Genomic DNA, 14,672 nt, shown 5'->3' with positions numbered 1-14,672 from the left:
AATGGCGGTTAATGTCGCTAACGCCTTTGTTGGCGCGCCACCTATTGATGGTGGCGTGTTTTATTCCGCGCCTTTGGGTACCAAGTTGCCTACCACGGCGCTGGAGAAATTGAATACGGCTTTCGTTGATCACGGTGCGGTGAGTGAGAATGGTTTCTCAGTCAAGCCCACTCGTAACAGCACTACGGAAAAAATGTTCGGTGGCGGTGATTTCATTGCACTCCAAACCGACTACGGTGTAGACATAGAGATCACGTTCATGGAAGACGACAACGATGCGGTCATTAAGACCGCGTTCGGCGATGCGAGCGTCGTCGAGAAGGCCGCAACATCTAACACGGGTAAGCAGCGCACGATTTACTACACCGATGAGCCTCTACCGGTGAAATCGTATGTGTTGAAAGCTATTTCGGGTGCGAAGTCCAAGACCTATGTTGCGGAACGCGCACAGGTTATCTCGGTGGAGAAGACTCCGGATGTGCATAACGCGACCACTAAGACCACGGTGAAGCTGAAGGCGTATAAGTCTACGGCGGCGGAGCTTCGCGGCGCGTATGTGGTTGAGCTTCGCGATGATGGCGTTCACTCCGGCTAGTAGGTAGATTGTTGTCGTCAATGTCCTCGGCAGGGTTTCCTTGCCGGGGTTTATCTATAAAAAGTGTATTTTTAAGGGGTTTATTGTGGCTTTTGTTATTGATACTTTTGATCTTTTGGAATTCGATATTCCCGCGGCGGAGGGTACGGGCAGGGTTCGTATCAAGATCCCACCGGTGGACTGTGTCAGCAAAACTGATCTGGACGCTATCCACTCCGGTATGAGTGACGAAGTGAAATCAGAATTGGGTGTCGAGTACATTCGTGGTTTCTTGCTGCATTTCAATACGGGCGAGGAAGAAACTGCGGCTATCAAGGCGTTGGTTCCCCGCCAGGTACTGCAGATTAATACGATTGTGTCGGAACAGTCTGAGGCTAACCTGGGGGAATCCGAGCCCTCTGCCGATTCATAGAATCAAATCGGATAGAGGATGCGCTGCGTGCGGATCTGATGGAGCGAGGCCTGTCGTTGCGGAATCTCGGCAGGTCTTTCACGTGGGCTGATCTGCGCGCTTTTATCACCCATTTGCCTGAAACTTCACATGTTCGTAGGGCGCTAGATCCGGCTGCCGCTCGGCGGGCGGAGTGGTTACGGCCAGAAGTTCAGATGCTGGGTGTCATCGCGGATTCGTATGAGACATGGCAGCTGTTGCGGCAGGGGGCTCCTGCGGAGTCATTGCCGCAGGTGGGTGTTATTCGGCGGATTTTAGACGCTGACAAGGCCTCGGAAGATGTTCCGCCGGTGTCTCGTCAATTGTCCGCGGCGGAGATCCGTGCGGCGATTTCCGCACGGGATACATAATTTTTAGATGGGGTGAGGGTGTATGGGTGCTGAACTCGGCGTGGGCTATATTTCGATCGTGCCTGAGGTGTCGAAAATCAGCCCGGGCATTGCTAAAGCCTTGGGCGATTCGGCTGCGCAGGCTGATCCGGCTGGCCGTAGCATTGGTGAGAAACTGTCGGGTGGTTTGGTTACCACGCTGAAGGCTGGTGCGCTGGCTGGTGGCGCGGCTGCTGGTGGTGTGCTGGCGACGGCGATCACCAAGGGTTTCGGACGTTTGACCGGTATCGAGAACGCGCAGGCTTCTTTGCGCGGTCTTGGTCATGACGCCCAGTCTGTTCAGACCATCATGGATAACGCCCTCGCCTCGGTTAAGGGCACAGCTTTCGGGTTGCAGGACGCGGCGCAGGTGGCGGCCCAGGTTGTTGCTGCTGGTGTGAAACCAGGCCAGGAGTTGGAGCAGGTTCTGAAAACTGTGGGTGACACGGCACAGATCGCTGGTGCCTCCATGGGTGAAATGGGAACCATCTTCGGATCGGTTGCGGCGCGCGGCAAGCTTCAGGGCGATGACATGCTGCAGCTCATGTCTCGTGGTGTGCCCGTCTTGCAGCTTTTGTCGGCTGAGATGGGTAAAACCTCGGCTGAGATTTCCGACATGGTGTCTGCGGGCAAGGTGGACTTCGCCACCTTTGAGGCAGCTATGCGTAGAGGCATGGGCGGTGCCGCCCTTGAAGCTGGAGAGACGTTCAAGGGCGCTGCGGCGAACGTTGGTGCGGCACTGGGCCGTTTGGGTGCCACGGCGCTGACGCCGTTTTTTGACGCGACCAAGACGGGTATGAATTCTGCCACTGAGGGTATTGATGCACTGAATGCGAAGATCAAGCCTACGGCGGAGCGATTGGCGTCTTTCATCACTGGCACTGTTGTTCCTGGTTTCGAGCAGGGTAAGGCCGCCCTGGAGGGGTTTGCGAAAAGCCCCGAATTCCAAAGTGGTTTAGGCCAGGCGAAGGGGCTTTTGACCGACTTTACTGGGCTGGCCAAGGAGCTGGCACCGACTGTGGTTAACGTGGGCTCGGCATTAGGACAGGCGTCGGCTGCGTTGGGTGTATCCTCGTGGGATATCTTCGTAGCTACGTTGAAGATTGCTGGTTCTGCTTTGCATTCTGTTGCAGGGCCGTTGGAGTCTGTGAGCGGGTTTCTTTCTGACCATCCGGGGCTTGTGGCCGCAGCTATTACCGCTTGGACGGGTTTTAAGACCATCCCTGGAATAGTGGATCGGGTGGCGTCAGTCATCGGGCCACACAAGGAATCCTTGGCTGGTTTGGCTAGCGGGGTTAGTGAGCTTAAGGATTATTACGCTGGCACGGGGCGGCAGATTAGCACGTTTGGTGCCACTATGCAGTATGCGGCGACGTCTTCTAATACGGCGTTGGCGGGCATGGCCACGGCGTATACCAATGCGGCTAATTCGGGTGAGAGCTTTGCTAAGACTACCGGTGTGGTTGCGGCGGGCATGTCCGGCATGCGGTCCGCTGTAGGCGGAGTTCTTAACTTGTTCGGCGGCCCCTGGGGGTTGGCTTTTATCGCAGCCGGCGCTGCGATCACTTCGCTTTCTTTAGCTAATGATCGGGCTACGGAAGCCCAGGAGCTCCTGGCTACGTCCGCATCGCGGGCGGCTTCCGCACAGGTCGAGCTTATGGCCGCAGTCGCAGGTACGACGGGTGCGCTTAATGATCAGGCTACTAAAGCGGCGGAGCAATTCGCGGAGGCGTATACGGCTAAATTCCTCGCCGTGGGTGAAGCCCTAGATGGGTTTATTTCTAAAGACCCGACGAAAACCTTCAGTGAGCGTATGCAGATGACCGGCTACGAGCTGGCGAAGCACGATCAGGAGCTGCAGGCTACCCGTGAGGCGTACGACCAACTCAAGGCGTCTGGTTCTGAGTTTGGTATCAAAATCGGTGACATCGGCAAGGTTGTTGCCGAAGGCGGAGATAACTATAAGGCGCTTATCGCAGATCTGCGTGAATCCGGTGAGGCGGGTGTTCATGCGGCAGACAAGTTAGAGGCCACCCGGGCGGAGTTGGACCGCATAATTGAGGCGGCTCGCAGGGTAGATCCGGCTGCTGCGCAAGCAGCTGCGGGCATTGATGTTTTGGGTGATTCGTCGTCCTCGGCGGAAGATAAGTTGAAAGCTCTGGAATCCGTCTTACAGGCGATGGGCTTGGCACCGAAGGACGCTGAAAAGGCCATGATGGACGCAGCCGCTTCGGTGGACGAGATTGTGGCTAAGGCGGAGGAAGCGTCACGGCCGTTAAACGAGCTGGGTGAAAACCTGGGCGATATTGGTAACGGGAAGCTAGACCCGGCTAATGCGTCTGCGCGTGATTTAGCTGCGGGGTTGAACGAACTGCGGGAGCAGCTGGTGAATGTCGCTGTAAACGGTGGCGACATTCAGGGCGCTTTCGACAATATGCAGCCTGCATTGGACGCGCTTGGGCGGGAATTCGGCTTGACGTCGGAGCAGGTGGCCAAGCTGGCCGAGTCCTACGGGCTGGTGCCCGATGTGATCGAAACGGCGGTTAAGGTCGAAGCAGGCAGTGTTTCGGCGGAGCTTCTGGAGGTGTACGCGGCGCTGCGTCCCCTCGAAGAGGGGGCGACCGTTGAGGTAAGCGCGGTTAGCGATCAAGCCCTTCGGGTTTTGGAAGACCTTGGCATCAAGGTGGAGGAAACTCCGGACGGCAAGAACATTGTTTTGACCGGTACTAATGATGATGCTTTGGCTAAGCTCTTGCAAACGTCGAATGAAATGACGCGCGTTCATGAACAGAAGGTGGAGCCGAAGATCAGCGTAGACAATACTGCGGCGATATCCGGAGTGAATAAAGTCATCGCAGCACTGACCAGCATTCCCGCGACTAAGGTTGTGTCGATCGTCGCTAACCGAATTGGGGACTGGTTTACCGGGTCGAGTTCGTCTCAACCTGGCCGTGCTTTTGGCGGCCGCCTGCCTGAGACGGGGCCTGGTACTGACCGGGTTGATGGGTTCCTCGGCGTAGACCACCGGGGTATGCCGATAGCCCGTGTTGATGCAGGCGAGTGGGTCATCAACCGCCGTTCGTCGGCAAAATATGACCGTGAGCTAGCCGCCATCAACCGAGGCACATTCCCGAAGATCCCCGGCTACGTTAACGGCGGTATCGTTACCGCCAGGGAGATCGACCGATATGCTCACGGTGAAGCGGTTCGGGGCGCTAAAGCCTCACGGTCGCTGGAGGGCTCGCCGTATGTGTTCGGCGGGGTTAACTGGGGCGACTGCTCCAGCACTGCGGGACAGCTAGCTAGCTTTGCTATCGGTAAGCCCACAACTGGGCGTGTTTTTGCGACCGGTACGCAGCGGGCTTGGGCGGATAAGAACGGCTTTATTCGCGGTATCGGTGGTAACGGCACGTTCACCATGGGTTGGCTGAATGGTGGCCGAGGCGGCGGGCACACGTCAGTAACTGTACGAGACCATAGCGGTATCACCAGGTCGTACGAGATGGGCGGAGGTCGTGGGAATGGCCAGATCGGCGGGCGGGCTGCTTCGGCGTCACACCCGCAGTACACCGACCACGCGTACGTCCCCCTTGCGAAAGACGGAGGTGGGGCACCGGGTAAGGGTGCGGGTGCGGGTGATTTCGTTGCCACCAGCGTGGACGGGTTCGTTACAGGCGGTGGCCGGAGTGTGTCGTTCGGTGAGGCCAGCAACCTCTACGAAGACGCGCTGAAACACATTAAACGCGTTGGTGTATTCGACACCGGCGGTATCCTGAATCACCTCGGATTGGCGTTTAATGCGTCTGGACGTCCGGAGCGTATCCTCGACCCGGATATGACTGTGGAGTTTGAAAAAGCCCTGAAGGTCATACCGGAGTCGGCGCGGAGCCTGGATAAAACCGCGAAGGTGTACGAAAAAATCGCCGTATCTGAAGGGCGAACCTTCGGCGGGGAATTCATCAGCAACGCGGGCGTGGTTCGGGACGCGGAACAGGGCCTGCTGGAAACACGCCGGGCTGTGGCTGAAGAGCTGGAGGAAGTGGGCGAGAAGGAGCGGAAGCTCAAAGCAGCCCGCGAGGAGCTCCGGAAAATCGAAGCCGAGGGCAAAGGCGGGCTGACGAAGCAGGACCGGCGGAAAATCGCCGACGCGGAGGAAGCTGTCGCTAAGGCCCGTAAGAGCGGTAAAGCCGACAAAATCGCGGCGGCGGAGAAGCGGCTGGCTCGCGCCCGTGAAGATGTTGGTGACCGGCTGGAGAAATCGTCCGATAAGAACGCCAAGGCGGTTAAGGCGGCGCAGGAGAAGGTCAATAAGGCCACTGATGCGCTGGCGGATGCGCAGGAGAAGGCTGCGGATCAGGCCCACCGGCTGGAAGCGGCGGAACGGGCAGTCACCGCCTCGCGGTTTGTTGCGGTGCAGCAGATCATCGAGAAGGTTTCTGGTGGTATTTCTGCTGGGTTTACTCGGATTTCCGAGTTCCTCGGTGAAATGGCGAAGCTCGCCGAGATCGTGGAGCGCACCCGGCAGGAAGTCTCGAAGCTGCAGATGCAGCAGCAGACGAACGAAGCGGCGCGTATCAAGAGCCTTCAAGATTTACAGCTGAAGGAGATGGACACGCAGCGCACCCGCTATAGGGGTGTGTTGGCGATTCTTAAGGCTGAAGCTGAGGTTGAGAAGGCTCGTGGGCTCGCTGCGAAGCGGGGCTCTACGTCGATTGAGGCGATGTCTGGGGCGATGGACCGGTTCCGTCGTACCGGTGTGTTCTCTGTGGAGACGGTCGCACAGTCGGTGGTGGATAACTCGAAGGAAGTGCGGGCTGCGGAGTGGGCTGTTAAGGTCACCCGTGCGCAGACTGCTCTGGAGTCCTTGGAGGCTGCCCACGGGCAAAGGTTAGCGCAGCTAGCGGTTGCGGAGGCCACCCTGACGCAGGCCTCTGCGGCAAAGCTGTTGCATGCGCACACGGAAGCGCTACAGCAGCAAGCCCAAATGCTGTACGGGTTGTCATCGAATCAGCTGTCAGGTGCGTCTAAAGGCTTTAGTGGCATCGGCCAGGTTGCTGGCGGTGTGGGTACGTTCTTCGCAGGTCTGGCAGCTGCAGCGGCTGGTTTCGCCACGGCTGGGCCGCTGGGGGCAATCCCTGGTGTGCTCATGGCGTTCAAGGGGATCAGCTCCATCGCTAAGGGATCGATCGATATTCACACCAACCGTAAGGAGATCGGCGAGACGTGGGGCAAGCTCGGACATGGTGAGCGCGCCGCAATCGTTTTAGGGTCTCTCGGTGCGGCTGGTGGCGGTATCGCGGGTGCGCTGGCGACGGAGAAGTACGGACCCGAGGCTGCTAAGGCCGGGTCTGAGGTTGGTGCTGCGTTCACGGAGCTGACCCTCGGTTCCCTGGAGCACTCGATTAAATCCCGGATCGAAAAATCGGCACGCGACGCCGAGGACCGTATTAAGAAAATCCAGCTGGAGACCGACCAAAGTTCGCTTAAGTTGGCGTTGGATCAGGCGTCGGAGAAGTTGAAGCATGCGCGTGAGAAGGACCGCCTGGAAGCGGAGCTTGAGTATGCGAAACTTCAAGAGCTTCTGGTGAAGTCGGACTCGGAGCGGGAGAAGGCAGCGTTGCGGGCGGCTGCGGAGATTGAGAAGTCCCGAGCCGCGGCAGCTGCGACGGGTGCGGAGCACACGGAGCAGTTTAGGCGCATGAACACCTTGCTTGAGGAGCTGGTGCGGCTATCGAAAGAACCCCGACAGGCACAGTCCACCCCGGTTAGTGCTGCGTCGTCTCGTATCACGGGGTTGCAGTATGCAACATCGAAGTTAGGAGGTTAGCGTGTCGCGTAGGTGGCGGGTTAAATACATTTCACCTGATGGTACTAAGTGGGATCTAACGTCAGAGAGGTGGGTGGCTGGGCTGAAGGCCGGTGGTATCAAGGGGTTGGTTGGGAGTCTCGATGCGCAGGTTATCACGCCTATCGGCGGTGTGGGTCAGCGCGTGGTTGGCTTCCGTCCGGCCCCTAGGTCTGGGTCTTTGACGGTGCTTCTTCGCCCGTCGGAGCCGTTTTCTTTGCCTGATGTGTGGGTTGATTTCCGGTCGGGTTTCGTCGCGGGCCAGTACGGTTGGCTTGTGGTGAAAACCCCTTCTGGGGATTGGCATTTGCGGGTGCGCCCTGGTGGTGAGTTACCGGAGCCGGAGTATGACGATGCTGACGCTTCGGCTATGACGGTGGATATTCCCCTCATTAGTGATGAGGGGGTGTGGTGGTCGGAGGAAAAGGAGGCGTCGCGGGTGGCTTCGTTGGTAAACCCCGGGGCTGTGCCGATTTATCCGGTTATTACGTGGAGTGGAGCTGGTGGAGAGGTGACTTTGCCGTCCGGTGCGAGGTTTACGCTGCCCCGTACAGGGTCTGCGCGTGGTCTGTTTTTAGACCCTGCGGAGTCTTTGGTGGTTATGGACACACGGCAGGTGGTTGACCACGAGTTGTGGGCGGCGCTACGTAAGACCGCTTTGCCGGAGGGGGTTCCTCCAGGCTCAACGGGTCAGTATGTGCTACCTAATGGTGCTAGTTGTTTGTGGCGTGTGGGGGTGTTAGATCCATGGCGATGACGTTGACCGACTGGTTGAACCATAAGCGGCACAGGGATCAGGTCGCGGAGGATTCGGGGCAATGGATTGGGCTTTTCGATGATAATTGTGAGCCGTTATTTGATTGCCCGGAGCCGATGGAGGCTACCGCCCCGTCTACGAAGAACGCTCCTGCGGATGGGGCTTTTTCGTTCCCTATCCGGTCCCCTCGTGGGGTTGTCCACCCGATTGCTACTGAGTTGCTGTCTGACCGGCTAGGTAGGACGGATGCGCAGGGGCGACTAACGGTTATCCCCGATAGGCCTTTGTTTATTGGGTTTAAGCGACGTGGGTGCCCGTTGGTGTTTTTCGAGGTTACCCATGCGGTCGCTGAGGGAGAGGGCGAGGTTCCCTCTACGCTGCAGGTTAACGTGGTGTCGCTGTTGAATGTGTTTCGACGTATCCCGGCTATGTCGGCTCCTACCTCGTGGACAGGTGTGTGGCATACGTTTGAGCGGGATTGGGTTGGCCCGGCTGACGCTGCAGTGACGTTTAAAAAGCCCCGTGATCTGCAGGATATTAAGCTGGTTACGGTTGCGGACGGGGTGACCATTGAGGGGCCTGCTGATGTGGCTATAACCCGGCTGGTGCAGGAGTCGGTGACGGCGGCGTTTAAAGCTATGGGTGTTGCCGATGATGTTATTCATGTGGTGCCGGTCAACAGCCCAGCTCCCTCGTCTCCGCATGTGTTGATTCGGCCTACGGATCAGTCGCTGTGGGAGACCTGTGGGGCGTTGGCGCAAAGCGCTGGGGTTCTTTTGTCCGCCCATATGACGGTTCCGGGTGAGGATTCACACCCGCTGGACCGGTCGTTTGCTAAACCCACCTTGGTGGTGCGGGCGCAGCAGCTGGAGGTACAAGCGTGATTCGTACGGATGTGGTTTTGTACGCGTCTGGTGGTGAAATGACGGTTGGTCGTCGTGTGGCCACACATGTGTATGGGGCGTTTGAGGTGGTGTTGCCGGAGGGGCAGGAGCAGCACTCTTCGGTGGTTGATCCTCGTATCCAGAATGGGTATATTTGCCGACCGTTTAAACCCGTCGCGCCGGGTCGGTTTAATTTCGGTTTTGTTCGGGCTGATGTGACGCTGAATTTGCAGTCTCAGTCGTCTGATTTGGAGCGTGTGGTTGATGCTGCGCAGGAGCGGGTGTCTGGTGACGTGTTCTTTGAGCGTGATATCGGTGTGGAGGGCCTAGGTCGTTTTGTCCCTACCCGGCATTTTGACGTGGGGGATACGGTGTCGGTTGCGGTGTGGGGTCTGCGGGTTCCTGCGGTGGTTACGGGTATTGATGCGGTGTCGGATGCTGAGTCCGGTTTGTTGGCGTGGAGGGTGCATGTGGGTGGCCAGCTGGTGAGTGATTTGGATGCGGTGTCGGCTAATAATGAGCAGATTCGTAGGCAGATTGCTCAGGAGCGGGCGCAGCGGTTGCGTGAGGCTGGTGCTTTGAGTACCAAGGTTGCGTCTGTGGAGAGTAAGGCCGAGGAGGCCGAGTCTAAGGCTGCGCAGGCGGGTGAGAGTGCGGAGGCTGCAATGCGGCGGGCTATTGCGGCTAATACGGAGGCGTCTGCGGCTAATGCGAGGGCGATTAGGACGAATCAGTTTGTGTTAAGCGGTATGCCCCGGTTGCTGCATATTGACACTAATAAAACGAATGCGTTTACCAGTTCGGCGGGTGAGCTGAACAACGGTGCTGATTTTGGCTATTTGTTGTGGACAGGTGGCCTGTTGTCTCCGCAGGGGGAGGTTACTTTCACTGCGACTGGGGCGTGGACCGGGGCTATTTTGATGCATGCGGTTACGGGGGATGGTTATTCGGATGTGACGACTGCGTTCATTACCGCTGATACCCGCAGCCACGTTTCTATCGCCGGGGCGCTTTTTCAAAATTATAAATCTGCGACGGTGTGGATTTTTCCGAATCCTACGGTTTAGGAGGTGTGTGTGTGAAAAATATTGTTTTTGATGTTCGGGATTTCGGTGGGCAACCGCATGCGGATGATGTGCTGGTGCTGTGGTCACCGGATTTGCGTGGGTCGGTATCGCGTCCCGATGGGGTGGTGGCGCCGTATGTGCGTCGTGTTCCGATTAGTGGCGGTTCGGCGCGTGTTGCGGATGTGGAGCCGGGTAGGTTGTGCGTGCGTTTGGAGCGGTGTCATGCGGGTGCCACGGATATTGTCACTGTGACGGTTCCGTCGGGTAGCGGTGATGTGTCTTTCCGACAACTGTTGGAGGCCTCGGTGCCTTATGAGGAGCCAGTCATCACACGCGTTTCGGAGCTCGCAGCTACCGCGTCAGTCGCAGCAGATAGGGCGCAGCGCGACGCAGAACTTGCGTCGTCGGCACGCGGCGCCGCTGTGGCGACGGCTGCTGCTTCTGCCCGGGATACGGCAAACGCGATCAGGTCCGAGATTAGTGGGCTGTCGGAGCAAGCGCGTCGGGCCTCTGAGTCGGCGGGGACGCATGAAACCCGGGCCCGGGGTCATGCTGACCGGGCAGCGTCGGCTGCGGCTGATGCTGTGGCTCGGGCGGTTAACCAGTTGAAGGGGGCCGCACCTGCCGCGTTTGATACCTTGGCGGAGATCGCGGATCGTATCAAGGCTGGCGGTTCTCTTGAGTCGGAGCTTTTGCGAAAGATTGCGGAGAAGGCGTCGAATGCTGATTTCCAGACGCTGAAAACGCGGGTGGATCGTCTGGGTATTTCCGCTGTTTCGGGTTTGGTTTCTGCGTTGGCAGGTAAGGCTGATGCGTCTCATAGGCATTCGGCCTCCGATCTTACGGAGGCTACCCCTAATGTGATTCATAACTGGTTGGTGAAGCGTGATGCTGCGGGGCGTGCTCAAGTAGCGGCTCCCGCGGGATCAACAGATATCGCTAATAAGGGTTATGTGGATGCTAAACACATGGTCCTAGGGCCCGCCAGCGGAGGTTCAGGTGTTACTGCTAGGAAGACCGGGCGTCTGGTGATGGTGCGAGTTGAGGGTGCTACGGCGGGAAACAAGGGGACTCTTCCGGCCGGTTATAGGCCTATTAGTACTGTTGATTTTTTTCTTACGAACCCTAATAGCCGGTCCTATCCGGGGTGGTGCAACATTCTCACGGATGGGACGGTTTTTGTTAATTTTTCAAATTCGTCGGGCTCTAACAGCGGCTACGGCGTTGTTACTTACATTTCGGATAGTTAGAAAGGGGGCTGTTTTTGTGATTTCGCAAATTAAAAGCCAGATAGAGCGGCTTTCTACGGGCGCTATCGGTGAGCTGGTGGGATGGCTGCTTACGTATCACGAGGATCGGGTTAATCGTGATCGGTTTGCCCCTCAGGCGGAGGCGGAGGCGATCCGGCAGTTACAGGAGGAGGGGAAGTTGGAAATGCCCGATGCTCTGAAAACCCCGCCACGGGATGTGGAGGATGCACCCGAATGGCAAAACCCGGTGCAAGGCGGACGGACTCATCTGCACCAGTGTTACCACTCCGGCGACATTGTGCAGCACGACGGCAGGTTGTGGAAATCCGTGTATCCGCATCTCAACCATGAGACTCCTGGTGAGTCTGAGCTATGGGTGCAGATCGAGCCCGCCGCGGCAGAAGAGCCCTCGGAGCACACCGAGTAAAACAAGCATCAAGAAAGTTTTCAACCCCAGCAATAATGCTGGGGTTTTGTCATTGAAGGGAGAAAAATTTGCCGACAGTGATCGATTACTCTGCCGGGGTGCCGCCCGCTGCGACGGTCGCACACGCGGGCCATATCGGGGCAGTCCGGTATGTATCACCACCTCGCGCGGGGGCTGAATGGATGCGTGGTAAGCCGATTCACCCACCCGAGGCGCATGACTATCATCGCACCGGGTTGAAGTTGGCTTTCGTGTGGCAGTACGGCAAGGAAGCTGATGCGGATGTGTTGCGTGGCTATGAGGGCGGTAAGGCGGATGCGCGTGCCGCGCAGAAGCAGCTAGATGAGCTTGGATACAGTCAGCAACCGGTGTTTTTCGCGGTTGATTTCGACATCACCCTAGCCCAGTGGAATGACGTTGCGGTCCATTATTTCCGGGGTGCTGCTGAGGTGCTGGGAAAAAACCGGGTTGGTATCTATGGACACTCTCGTGTGTGCCATTGGGCGGGCCCTGATGATGGTGTGGTGGCGCAGGTGGCGCCGGGGCGGTGGCTGTGCTGGGTGACGCGTGCGTGGAGCCGTGGAGAGCGTGGTGATGGCTATGCGGTGTTGTATCAGCACACGCTGGATGTGCCGCTTGCTGGTGCTGATCTGCGTATTGATGTTTCCGATGTTTTACACGATGAGTGGGGGTGGCGTCCGCTGCCAGCCCTGCAAGAACAACCGAAGGAGGTTGTCGTGCCTGACCAAGGTTTTGATACGGATCGCCGTGACGTGATCACGTTCGGTCGGCCAACTGCGGGTACTAAGCGCATCATCATTACGCACACGTCGGAGAATAACTTTGGTACTCCGGCGTTGAATGTTCTGAATTATCAGGCGCGTATGCGTAATGGTTCGTATCACCGCATGATTGATGAGGTGAACGGGGTGGCCAATATTTTGCTTGCCAATTCCGATGACTGGCAGGTGTGGGCTACTGGCAATAAGGGTAATGACATTGCGCTGCATGTGTGCGTGATTGGGTGGGCGAAGACTACTCGTGAGGAGTGGCTGGAGCACCCTGCGTTGTTGTATGCGTTGGCGCGTGTGTATGCGTTTTGGTCGCGGAAGTATGACATTCCGTTGCGAAAGCTATCACGGGAGGAACTGGCTCGTGAGGAGCCGGGCGTGGCTGGGCACTTGGAGGCTCAGGTGTGGGGGAATACCGATCACTGGGATCCGGGGTATCACCTGCCGTATGACGTGGTGCTGGAGATGGCACGCAAGATTAACAGCGCTCCTGCTGCTCAACTGGAGCGTGAAGATACATTTATGGAGGCAATTATGAGCAATAAGATTCAATCGCTGATCAACCCGGAGAAGGAGTTCGACGCTCCGTTTTTCTTTGGTCTGCAAGACCGCATGGCGTGGGAGAACCGCAAGCTCTTAGAGGGTTTGTATGGCGTCCTTGGGCTTGATGCGGAAGCGACCATTGCGAACGCGGTTGCTAATGATCTTGCTGGGATCCCATTCGCGGGTGCTGTGCCAGCAGCCAAGAAGGCAGCACCCATTTCTACTCGGAAGGAGAAGTAATTATGGCTAAGCATGTGAAGGTTTTCGACGACGCCTTTAACCAGGCTTTAGGGGACGCGTTTGAAAGTGTACTCGCGGAGCAGCCGTGGGTGATGCGACGGAAGGACTCGTTGACGGCGGCGTTGGGTACGGTGCTGCAGGTGTTGAACCTGCTTGTGATGCTGGCGGGCGAGTGGCCACTGTGGGCACACATAGCGCTCGGGGGTGCTATCGGCATCGTGCAGATCGGTATCCATGCGCTAACCCCAGGCTCTGTCACTCCGAGCCAGCAGGCGCGTATCCGTGAGGCAGCCCCAAGCATTAAGTTGCCGGGGCCTGCTGAACCGCAGGATGCTTTGAATATGCTGGCGGGTATCGTTGAAGCGGTTAATTCTCATCGGCGTCGGGAGTTTGGAACCGAGGGTTTCGGCTCGGATGCGACTCATGCTGAGGCGGGCTCGAGTATTGATAATTTGCGTCGGTCTGGTGCGCAGCCGGTAGGCGACGTGTGAGGCTAAGGAGGCTGCTTATGCCTATTGAGCATTTGCCTCCTCGGTTTAAACCTGCGGCGTATCGACTGCGCGCGGCGTTGATGTCTGATGCTGCGGCGATGTTGATTGCTGGGGTGATGGCGCAGGCTAAGGGGTTTACATATCTTGCTCGGCCTGCGTTTTATCACCCCGCCGAGTCGTGGGTTGAGCTGCATACGTGGGCAATCATCTGGATTATCGTGGGATCAGCGAGCGTGTTCTCGGCGATGATCCCACGCACGTGGTTCGCGTCGCTTGCTTTCGGCGCTATCGTCGGAATGAATGTTTTATGGGGTTTGTCGTATGCCTGGGGGTCGATCATTAGTGATATGAACCTGTGGGCATCGGCGATTAACCATTGGGGCATTTCGACTTTGGTGGTGTGGGCTGTGTGGCGCGGGTCGCGTCAGCATATTCGGTTTGAGGGAGGGGCTAGTGAATGAGTATGTGACTGCGATTCTGACGTCTCCTGCGAATATGGTGATCGCTATTATCACTGCGATATCGGGCTATCTTGCGGTTCGGCAGAAAGCGAAGGCGGATAAGTATATCGCGCGTGGCCCTGATTGGGATGCGTTTGCGGAGCATCAGAAGGGAATGATTGATTCTCTGCGGTTGCAGGTGGAGGATCTGCAGAAGCTTTATCAGGAGCTGAAGGAGGAATTGGCTGCGTGGCAGAAGAAGTATTGGACTGCGATTCGGCATATTCGGACTGTGCATGATAAAAATCCGCAGCTGCGGGACTCTCAACCAATCCCCGAAAACATCGCTGACGATGTTGAGCTTTGACATCGGTAAGCGGTATTAACCCCCTCGGTCGTGTTCTGGATTTCCAGGGCTAGGTCGAGGGGGCTCTTTTTTGTTTTGGCATGATCTTGGCACGTAGCGCTAAACTAACTTACCAAAGCCGCGATTATCTGGGTTTATTTGTTTATTTTGTGGATA

At 57.3% G+C, this 14,672-nt stretch carries 13 protein-coding genes; all 13 read left to right on the top strand.

Annotated features, from left to right (window positions below; translation table 11 throughout):
• The first annotated feature begins 1 nt into the window (after nt 1).
• The 13 genes from CMUST_RS15460 (at nt 2) to CMUST_RS15400 (ending at nt 14,516) form a co-directional block, all read left to right on the top strand.
• Nucleotides 2-595 carry a hypothetical protein gene (locus tag CMUST_RS15460; RefSeq protein WP_047261495.1) on the top strand — a complete coding sequence of 198 codons (594 nt, stop codon included), beginning with the start codon at nt 2-4 and terminating at the stop codon, nt 593-595.
• 85 nt (nt 596-680) lie between these two features.
• Nucleotides 681-1,007 (top strand): hypothetical protein, encoded by a 327-nt coding sequence (locus CMUST_RS15455; RefSeq protein ID WP_047261496.1) that lies wholly within the window; start codon nt 681-683, stop codon nt 1,005-1,007.
• A gap of 38 nt (nt 1,008-1,045) precedes the next feature.
• Nucleotides 1,046-1,396: a hypothetical protein gene (locus CMUST_RS15450; protein WP_047261497.1), complete on the top strand. Its 351-nt coding sequence runs from the start codon at nt 1,046-1,048 to the stop codon at nt 1,394-1,396.
• 22 nt (nt 1,397-1,418) lie between these two features.
• Nucleotides 1,419-7,241, top strand: a complete 5,823-nt coding sequence (locus CMUST_RS17105) for a tape measure protein (RefSeq protein WP_052844524.1) — start codon at nt 1,419-1,421, stop codon at nt 7,239-7,241.
• Nucleotide 7,242: 1 nt separating this feature from the next.
• Entirely contained in the window at nt 7,243-8,016 is a 774-nt protein-coding gene (locus CMUST_RS15440; RefSeq protein ID WP_047261498.1) for a hypothetical protein, read from the top strand.
• The gene (locus CMUST_RS15435) at nt 8,007-8,900 is read left to right on the top strand and encodes a hypothetical protein (RefSeq protein WP_052844525.1); all 894 of its coding nucleotides are present in this window, start codon (nt 8,007-8,009) and stop codon (nt 8,898-8,900) included. Before CMUST_RS15440 ends, CMUST_RS15435 begins: the two co-directional genes overlap by 10 nt.
• Nucleotides 8,897-9,967, top strand: a complete 1,071-nt coding sequence (locus tag CMUST_RS16225) for a hypothetical protein (protein ID WP_052844526.1) — start codon at nt 8,897-8,899, stop codon at nt 9,965-9,967. The genes CMUST_RS15435 and CMUST_RS16225 overlap by 4 nt, the downstream gene beginning before the upstream one ends.
• An 11-nt stretch (nt 9,968-9,978) precedes the next feature.
• Entirely contained in the window at nt 9,979-11,217 is a 1,239-nt protein-coding gene (locus CMUST_RS16220) for a hypothetical protein (protein WP_052844527.1), read from the top strand.
• A gap of 16 nt (nt 11,218-11,233) precedes the next feature.
• Nucleotides 11,234-11,644, top strand: coding sequence for a hypothetical protein (locus CMUST_RS15420; protein WP_047261499.1), 411 nt, complete (start codon nt 11,234-11,236; stop codon nt 11,642-11,644).
• Between the two features lie 77 nt (nt 11,645-11,721).
• Nucleotides 11,722-13,218 (top strand): glycoside hydrolase domain-containing protein, encoded by a 1,497-nt coding sequence (locus CMUST_RS16215; RefSeq protein ID WP_052844528.1) that lies wholly within the window; start codon nt 11,722-11,724, stop codon nt 13,216-13,218.
• A 2-nt stretch (nt 13,219-13,220) separates the two neighbouring features.
• Nucleotides 13,221-13,709, top strand: a complete 489-nt coding sequence (locus CMUST_RS16210) for a hypothetical protein (protein WP_052844529.1) — start codon at nt 13,221-13,223, stop codon at nt 13,707-13,709.
• Between the two features lie 17 nt (nt 13,710-13,726).
• A complete protein-coding gene (locus tag CMUST_RS16205; RefSeq protein ID WP_052844530.1) occupies nt 13,727-14,170 on the top strand; it encodes a hypothetical protein in 444 nt (147 codons plus the stop codon).
• On the top strand, nt 14,163-14,516 hold the full coding sequence (locus CMUST_RS15400) for a hypothetical protein (protein ID WP_047261500.1): 354 nt from the start codon (nt 14,163-14,165) through the stop codon (nt 14,514-14,516). Before CMUST_RS16205 ends, CMUST_RS15400 begins: the two co-directional genes overlap by 8 nt.
• Nucleotides 14,517-14,672 lie beyond the last annotated feature (156 nt).

The sequence above is a fragment of the Corynebacterium mustelae genome, assembly GCF_001020985.1.
Taxonomy (GTDB): Bacteria; Actinomycetota; Actinomycetes; order Mycobacteriales; family Mycobacteriaceae; genus Corynebacterium; species Corynebacterium mustelae.
This window is presented reverse-complemented; position numbering and strand designations above follow the sequence as displayed.